The 8,068-nt window shown below is 69.4% G+C and carries 6 protein-coding genes; 2 read left to right on the top strand and 4 right to left on the bottom strand.

Going from position 1 to position 8,068, the window contains the following annotated elements:
• Positions 1-226: 226 nt before the first annotated feature.
• Positions 227-1,099, bottom strand: a complete 873-nt coding sequence (gene galU, locus GXW78_RS25480; RefSeq protein ID WP_211871731.1) for a UTP--glucose-1-phosphate uridylyltransferase GalU — start codon at positions 1,097-1,099, stop codon at positions 227-229.
• Positions 1,100-1,246: 147 nt separating this feature from the next.
• Here galU and GXW78_RS25475 point away from each other — a divergent pair, with 147 nt between their 5' ends.
• Positions 1,247-2,455 carry an MFS transporter gene (locus tag GXW78_RS25475; RefSeq protein ID WP_211871730.1) on the top strand — a complete coding sequence of 403 codons (1,209 nt, stop codon included), beginning with the start codon at positions 1,247-1,249 and terminating at the stop codon, positions 2,453-2,455.
• A 50-nt stretch (positions 2,456-2,505) separates the two neighbouring features.
• Positions 2,506-4,104 carry a peptide chain release factor 3 gene (locus GXW78_RS25470; protein ID WP_211871734.1) on the top strand — a complete coding sequence of 533 codons (1,599 nt, stop codon included), beginning with the start codon at positions 2,506-2,508 and terminating at the stop codon, positions 4,102-4,104.
• A 30-nt stretch (positions 4,105-4,134) separates the two neighbouring features.
• Here the strand turns inward: GXW78_RS25470 and GXW78_RS25465 are convergent, their stop codons facing one another.
• From GXW78_RS25465 to GXW78_RS25455, 3 genes are read right to left on the bottom strand one after another with little or no spacing between them, the layout of a single operon-like run.
• Positions 4,135-5,517 (bottom strand): serine/threonine protein kinase, encoded by a 1,383-nt coding sequence (locus tag GXW78_RS25465; RefSeq protein WP_211871729.1) that lies wholly within the window; start codon positions 5,515-5,517, stop codon positions 4,135-4,137.
• Positions 5,518-5,525: 8 nt separating this feature from the next.
• Positions 5,526-6,269 (bottom strand): metallophosphoesterase family protein, encoded by a 744-nt coding sequence (locus GXW78_RS25460; protein ID WP_211871728.1) that lies wholly within the window; start codon positions 6,267-6,269, stop codon positions 5,526-5,528.
• 6 nt (positions 6,270-6,275) lie between these two features.
• The gene (locus GXW78_RS25455) at positions 6,276-7,871 is read right to left on the bottom strand and encodes a polysaccharide biosynthesis/export family protein (protein WP_246522634.1); all 1,596 of its coding nucleotides are present in this window, start codon (positions 7,869-7,871) and stop codon (positions 6,276-6,278) included.
• Positions 7,872-8,068 lie beyond the last annotated feature (197 nt).

Genomic DNA, 8,068 nt, shown 5'->3' with positions numbered 1-8,068 from the left:
CGCGGCGACGCGGGCGGTCTCGACGCCGCGCGCAGCCCAGCCGGCCCGCCGACAGACGGCGCTGCGGCCGCCGGTGCAGCGGACGTCCAGCCGCAGCCCGGCACGCATCGAACAGGGCAGCCGGTCCGGTAGCGGATCTGTCATCAGGGGTGGCGGCAGCCTGCCGGCCCCTGTTCGCCGCACGCAGACGCGCCGCTGAAACGGCGCGCCGGGTGCGGGGCGCCTCTTAGCCGTAGGCCTTGAGGATCGCCTGCATCGCGGGGGCGAGGTCCGGTCGCTTCAGGGCGAACGCCACCTGGGCCTCGAGGTAGCCGGCCTTGTCGCCGCAGTCGAAGCGCTTGCCGTCGTATCGCAGGCCGTGGAACGGCTGCGTGCCGATCAGCCTGGCCATTGAATCGGTCAACTGCACCTCGCCGCCCGCTCCCTTCTCGAGCTTGGCGAGGTGCGTCATCACCTCGGGCATCAGAACGTAGCGGCCGATAATGGTCAGGTTGGACGGCGCCTTCTCTACCGGCGGCTTCTCCACAAGCCCTTTCACAGATACCAGCCGCCCCTTGTCCGCCGCCACGTCGAGCACGCCGTAGCGGTTCACCCGCTCCATCGGGACTTCCTCGATCGCGACGACGTTGCCCTCGGTCTCCTGGTAGGCGGCGGCGAGCTGCGCGGTGCAGGACACGTCGCACATCATCAGGTCGTCAGGCAGCAGGATGGCGAAGGGGTCGTCGCCCACGAAGGCGCGGGCGCACCAAATTGCGTGGCCCAGGCCCATCGGTACCTGCTGCCGGACGGTCACGATGGAACCCGGCGTCATCGCCTGGGCGCGAAGCGCATCGAGCTCCGCCTTCTTGTCGCGGGCTTCGAGCGTGCGTTCCAATTCGAAGGCGACGTCGAAATGCTCGACGATCGCTGTTTTGCCGCGACCGGTCACGAAGCAGAACTGCTCGATGCCAGCGGCGCGGGCCTCATCCACAGCGTACTGGATCAGCGGCCGGTCGACGACGGGCAGCATTTCCTTGGCGAGCGCCTTGGTTGCGGGGAGGAAGCGGGTGCCCAGGCCGGCGACGGGCAGGACAGCCTTCTTGAGTGGCTTCAGTGGCACGGGGGGCGAATCCTCGATCCGTTCATGACCATCCTAGCAAACCATGTCTGGGCGACGTGAATAAGGCGTGTGATGCCGGGGCAACGGACGGAAGGCGCGGAATGGTTGGCCTGTGGCACGCCGCGGCTCCTGATCGGAGCACTTCGCATGATTCTGATATCCCCACTGAACCGTCTTTCCGTGGCTGCCCTCGGGCTGCATGGCGCGGACCAGCTTGCGATGGCCGCCCTACCGCTGACCGCCCTGCTTGCCCTCGGCGCCGGGCCGGGGGAGGTCGGCATGCTGCTGGCGGCGCAGGCGGCGGCCTGGCTGGTGTTCTCCCTGCCGGCAGGTTTGCTGGTGGATCGCCTATCGCGCGCCTGGCTCGTTGCGGTGGCGACGCTCGCGGCGGCTGCGGGAGCCGCCGGAGCGATGGCCGCGGCGATGGGCGGTTGGGCCGTCGGGCTCGGCCTGGCGGCGTTCCTTGGAAGCTGCGGCACCGTGATGTTCGTCCTGGCCGCCGGCAGCCTGGTACCTGGGCTGGCACCGCGGGAGGCACTGCCGGCGGCCAATGCGCGGCTCGAATTGGCGCGCGCCGCCGGGAGTCTTGCCGCGCCGCCGCTGGCTGGGCTGCTCGCGGCGCAGGGGGCACCCGTCGCGGCCTATGGGGTGGCTTTCCTGACGGCGTTGCTTGCGTTCGGCGCGGCGCGGCGTCTGCCGCCCGGTGTGGCGCCGAAGGCGGCGGCACGACCGCCAATCCGTGACCAGCTCGCGGACGGGATGCGCTTCGTCCTCGGGCACGCCCTGCTACGCGGCATCTTCGGTTGCGCGCTGGCCTGGAACTTCGCCTTCTTCGCCCTGCTCGCGGTCCTCGTGCCCTTTGCGCTGGGGCCGCTCGGGCTGGACCCTGCGCAGCTGGGGGTGGCACAGGCCGGCTACGGCCTCGGCATGCTGACCGGCGCCTCCATTGCGGCGCGGGTGCAGGACGGACTCGGGCCTAACGCCGTGCTGATCGCCGGGCCCGGCCTGTCTGTCGCGGCGCCGTTGCTGCTGCTGGCCGCACCGGTGGGCGGTGTCGTCCTGCCCTTCGCTGCGCTGTTCCTGGTCGGCTTTGGGCCAATGATGTGGCTGATCTGCCAGGTCAGTATTCGTCAGATCGTGACGCCGCCGGAGATGCTTGGGCGCGTCGGGGCGGTGCTGCAGGTGGCAATCTACGGGGTCCGGCCGCTGGGCGCCCTGGCCGGCGGCACCCTCGCGGCGGCGGAAGGGCCGGCTGCCGGCATCGGCCTGGCGGGGGTGGGGTTTGCCCTTTCCTGCCTGATCGTTCTGGCCTCCGATCTGCGCCGGTTGCGGCGGCTGCCGCCGGCGGTCGCGTGACGGCTCTTCCCCCGGCGGCGCGGCGCTACTAGGTTCCGCCCACCATGGACATGCCGACCTCCGCGGATAACCGCGTGGCCGCCGAGGCCGCGCGGCGCCGTTCCTTCGCCATCATCGCCCACCCCGACGCCGGCAAGACGACGCTGACGGAGAAGCTGCTGCTGAAGGGCGGCGCCATCCAGCTCGCCGGTCAGGTCCGCGCCAAGGGCAATGCGCGGCGCACCCGATCCGACTGGATGAAGATCGAGCAGGAGCGCGGCATCTCCGTCGCGACCTCCGTCATGACCTTCGAGAAGGACGGCACGGTCTTCAACCTGCTCGACACGCCGGGCCACGAGGATTTTTCCGAAGACACCTACCGCACGCTGACAGCCGTGGACGCCGCGGTAATGGTGCTCGACGCCGCGAAGGGCATCGAGAGCCAGACGCGCAAGCTGTTCGAAGTCTGCCGGCTGCGCGACATCCCAATCATCACCTTCGTCAACAAGATGGATCGCGAGGGACGAGACCCCTTCGACCTGCTCGATGAGATCGAGAAGACGCTGGCTCTGGAGGCGACGCCGGTCGCCTGGCCGGTGGGGCAGGGGGCCGATCTGCGGGGAGTATACGACATCCTCCACCCCTCGCTGCGCTTGGTGGATTCCGATGAGGTGATCCCGCTGACCGGGCTGGACGACCCGACCATCGAGGCGCGCGTGCCCGGCGACCGCGCCGCGACGCTGCGGGAGCAAGCGGAACTCGCATCCGGCGCCTGCGCGGAGTTCGATCTCGGCAAATTCCTCGAAGGCTCGCTGACCCCGGTCTATTTCGGCTCGGCGCTGCGCGACTTCGGCGTGGCGCATCTGCTGGAGGGCCTCGCACGCTTCGCGCCGCCGCCGCGCCAGCGGCCGGCCGATGTGCGCGTCGTGCGGCCGGAGGAGCCGAAGCTGTCCGGCTTCGTCTTCAAGATCCAGGCGAATATGGACCCGCAGCACCGCGACCGCGTCGCCTTCCTGCGCATTTGCTCGGGCCGGCTGGAGAAGGGCATGCGCCTGAAGCAGGTCCGCACCGGCAAGCAGGTACCGGTCAACGCGCCGCTGTTCTTCTTCGCCAAGGACCGTCAGGTAGCGGAGGAGGCGTGGCCTGGCGATGTGGTCGGTGTCGCGACCCATGGCGGCATCCGCATCGGCGACACGCTGACCGAGGGCGACCCGCTGAACTTCCAGGGCGTGCCGTCCTTTGCGCCCGAGCATCTTCGCCGCGTTCGCCTCGATGATCCGATGCTCGCAAAGAAGCTGCGCAAGGCGCTGGATGAACTCGCTGACGAAGGCGTGGTGCAGCTGTTCCGGCCGCTGGATGGCTCGCAGCCGATCGTCGGTGTGGTCGGGCTGCTCCAGCTTGACGTCCTGCAGTCGCGGTTACGCGTGGAGTATTCCGTGCCCGCGTCGTTCGAGGCTGCGCCCTGGACCACCATGCGCTGGATGGCGTCGGAAGACCGGGAGGCGATCGAGCGCTTTGCCGCAGCGAACCGGATGGACATGGCGCAGGATCACGACGACGAGCAGGTCGCTTTCTTCACCAGCGACTGGCGCCGACGGCGGGCGGAGGAGGAGTTCCCGATGATCCGCTTCCTGCCGGTGCGCGAACAGCATGGGCTGGCGACGGGCTGATACCGGCTAACCTCTTATCAGGCGGCGGCTTCAGTTGCTGCGGCTGATCCGCACCACGGTGACCGTACACGGCGCCTCGGCCGCGACCTTGCCGGAAACGCTGCCGAGCAGTCGGCGCGCAAACGATCCTGTCCGCGCGCCGAGCACCAGGTGGTCGATCCGGTTGGCCCGCGCATAGTCCAGGATCGCGTCGGCAACGTCGGCAGCCTCAAGCACGTGGAAAGTCATGCGCCGCTCGTCGAGCCCGATCGGGCGGGCCCAGTGCCGCAGTTCTACGAGCCGCTGCACGTGGCGGTTGCGGCCCTGGTCGTCGAGGGTGCTCTCAGCCGCGAGCAGTGCCGTCTTCAGCACGTTCAGGCAGGCGACGCGCGCACCCGGCCGGTTGGCGAGCAGGCGCAGCACCTGCTCCCGTAGTGTGCCTTCCAGCACCTCATCGCCCAGCGAGAAATCGACGGCGACCGCGATGATCGGGGCCGAGCGGACCTGCCGCGCGGTCGCGAAGGCCTGCGGCTCGGCCGTTTCGGGTTGCAGGCGTCGCCGAAACACGGTGAGCGGATTGTCACGCCGGAGCTTCGTTGCTCGATCGGTCAGCACGACCTGATCGGGGTGCCGCAGATCGAAGGCCAGTTGTGCCGCGGTGGGATAGCGTTGCTGCGGCCTCACCTCCAGGCAGCGTAGAATGATCTCCTGCAGCCAGGGCGGCACGGCGGGGCGCTTGCGGCGTGGCGGCACCGGGTCCCGCCACAGGCGCCGTTTCACGCCGCCGAGATGTTGCGGCTCGCCAAAGGGCAGATCCGCGGTTGCGTATTGGTACAGCAGCGCCCCCAGCGCGAAGAGGTCACTGCGCGGGTCGTTGCGGATTCCGAGCGCCTGTTCCGGCGCCATGTAGGGCGTGGTGCCGTAGGGCAGGCGGAACTCCTCGGCCATCAGGTCGGGCAGTTGCTCGTGATGGGCAAGGCCGTAGTCGACCATCACCGCCTCACCCGTCTCGCGGAACACGATGTTGGCGGGCTTCACGTCCAGGTGGACGACGTGCTGATGGTGCAGGTCGTCCAGCGCATCGGCGATGGCCGCACCGACGCGCGCCAGTTCCTCCGCCGGCATCGGCGCCTCGCGCAGCCGGCTCGCGAGAGGCGCACCGGCGATGCGCTCCATGACGATATAGGGTTGCGCCTCGAAGCCGCCCATCGCGATGAAGCGCGGCACGTGCGGCCCACGCAGGCGCGGCATGATCATCTGCTCCATCTCGAAGGAAACGATGGCCGCGGGGTCCTCCCCCTCGCGCAGGCGCGGGACCTTCATCAGCATGGGCGGATCCTCCTTCGACCGCGTGACGCGGTAGAGGACGGCCATGCCGCCTTCATGCAGAACTTCGGCCACCGTGAAGCCGTCGATCGCGCGCTGCGGCGACATGGGGAGGACTATCGGCCGACGAACAGGCGTTCGGCGAGCGCGGCCGGCAGGCCGGCGGCGCGGATCTTTTCTGCCGCCGCGGCAACGTCATAAGGCACACGAAGCCAGGTCGCCTGCAGGGGTGTCGTCTCGATCATGAGGTAGCAGGCGGATGGGTCGCCGTCCCGCGGCTGCCCCACCGCGCCGACGACGGCGAGCCAGTGGCGCCCGCGGCCGAGCGGCACGGGCGCGCCGGCGACCGGGCGGAATCCGGTAAGCTTGCCTGTGTCTCCCAGGCTGTAGAGCGCCGGCTTGTGGACATGCCCGCAGACGGTGATGTGGGCGGCCACGGCCTCCATGCTGCGCCGCGCCGCCTCGGCATCCGTGACATATCGCCAGCGCGCCGGCGCGGAGGCCTCGGCATGAACGTAGAGCCGGCCTTCCTCCTCATGCGTCAAGGGCAGGCCGGCGATGAAGGCGCGATGGGCCGGGCCGAGCCGCCGTCGCGTCCAGGCGATGGCGAGCGCCGCGATGTCGTTCATGCCCGTCGGACCGTCGAAGGCCGCCGCCTCGTCATGGTTGCCCAGGATCGCGACGGCGCCGCGCGACACTTCCTCCATCGCCAGTTCGAGCACGGCGACCGGGTCGGCGCCGTAGCCGACCAGGTCGCCGAGCAGGACGATCCGCTCCGCCCCGCGCAGCCGAGCATTGTCGAGGCAGGCGCGGAAGGCCTCGAGATTGGCATGGACGTCCGACAGGACCGCGATCCGCATGGCGCGCTAGTTGTTGATGAAGACGCGTGCGGCGAGGGCAACCTGGAACAGGGCTGTTATCAGATCGCGACCGAATAGCCAGATCTTCGGATCGAGATAGGGCAGGGCGACCAGTTCATCACCCGGCCGTGGCGCCTGCTGTGGATTGAGGATCACCTGGCCGGATGGACGGCGGATCATCAACGTGCTCATCGAGCCGCGCGGCGTCAGACCACCTGCCGCTTCGAGCAGTTGGTCGATCGTCATGCCCGGCCGGTACACGACGGCCTGCGGGAAGACGACCTCACCCTGCACCAGCACCGTGCTCGTGAGCTCAGGGATGACGATGATATCGCTGTTCTCAAGCCGCAGGGGCAGACAGGTGCCGTCCGGCCCCATGGCGACGATGCGCCCTTCGGGCTGCACCCTGCGCGCGCGAGAGATGTACTGGCTGATCAGCGCCGCTTCCTGGGACCGCGCTTCCGCGACGCTGCCCGTCGCCGCGGGGGCGAGGAAGAGCTGCCGTTCCAGCCGGTCGAGGGCCTCGTCGATGGCGCGCTTCTGCTGGAGCGCGAGGGACGGCCGCAGCAGGAACACGCCTTCCGTGTTGGCCAAGCCCGGTTCGACGGCGATGTGATCGAGCATCTGGCAGAAGGTGGTATCGCGGTCGGCCACCAGGACCGAGGGGTAGAGCCGGCTGCCTTCCACAGTGACGCGGATGGTGCGCGCGGCGACGTCGGCAACGAAGGTGACCGTGTCCTGGTCATGCAGCGTCTGACGGGCAAGTTCAGCGATCGGCATGTAGCGTGAGAATGGCTGTGCGTTGCGCACGCCGCGCAGCACGGCATTGGTCGCCGCCGGCAGCGGCCGCGCTAGCTCGATCAGATCCCGCCCTGTCAGCGCCGTACGGCTCGTGCTCTCGAACAGGTAGTTGTTGCGCACAGCGCCGTCGGCTCCGACCATGGCGCGCTGGCGGCCAACGACGATGGTGTCGCCTTCCTGCAGGCGGAGCTGCGGCAGGTTGCCCTGCAACAGGAAGCCGTACAGATCGATCATCGCGACGTTACGGCTGCCGCGCTTCAGCGCGATTTCCCGGAACGATCCGCGGCCGGGGTCGATGCCCCCCGCCCGCACAAGAAAGTCGAGCAGGCTGTCCGATGCTGTTCCTGCGTAACGGCCCGGGGAGCGCACGAAGCCGGTGACGAAGACGCCGATGCGCTGGGTGGAGAGTACCGTCGCGTAGACCTGCACCTGAGTGGTGTAGACCTTGCGGATCTCCTGCTCGACCACCTGCTGAAGGTCGCCGACGCGGACGCCGGCGACGCGCACGGGGCCGATATTGGGAAGGAACAGATTCCCGGCGGGGTCGATCTGCCCGACCAGTTCGGAGTCCACCGCCCCCCAGGCGCGGACGGAAACCCGGTCGCCAGGGGCAAGGATGTAGTTCGGGTTCGGCGCGTCCGAGGAGGATTGCTGCCCGCCAGTAAACAACGCCGCACCGAACACCGCAGTGGCGGGCCCCGCGATGCGGCCCTGGTCGCCGAGGGGGGCAGCGAGAGACGGACCGCCCTCGGCCTGCGTGGGGCTGCCCACGCGCTCGGTGCCGCGCTGCTGGCCAGGCATATCGGCCAAGCTGCGCTGGTCGAAGACAGGTGGCGGTTGGGCCGCCGCGGCGCCAGCGGGGGCTGTCACCGGGGCCTGCGGCATTCCCGACTGGCCTCCCGCATTGGGGAAGCCGGGAAGCTGCCCGGGCACGCCCGGGACTACGCCCTGAGCGAGCGAGCCGCGCGATCCGAGCCCCTGGGCAGCCGCCCTATCAG

The organism is Neoroseomonas terrae (assembly GCF_018129025.1).
Taxonomy (GTDB): domain Bacteria; phylum Pseudomonadota; class Alphaproteobacteria; order Acetobacterales; family Acetobacteraceae; genus Neoroseomonas; species Neoroseomonas terrae.
The sequence above is the reverse complement of the archived record's forward strand: the minus strand, read 5'-3'. Positions and strand labels throughout refer to the sequence as shown.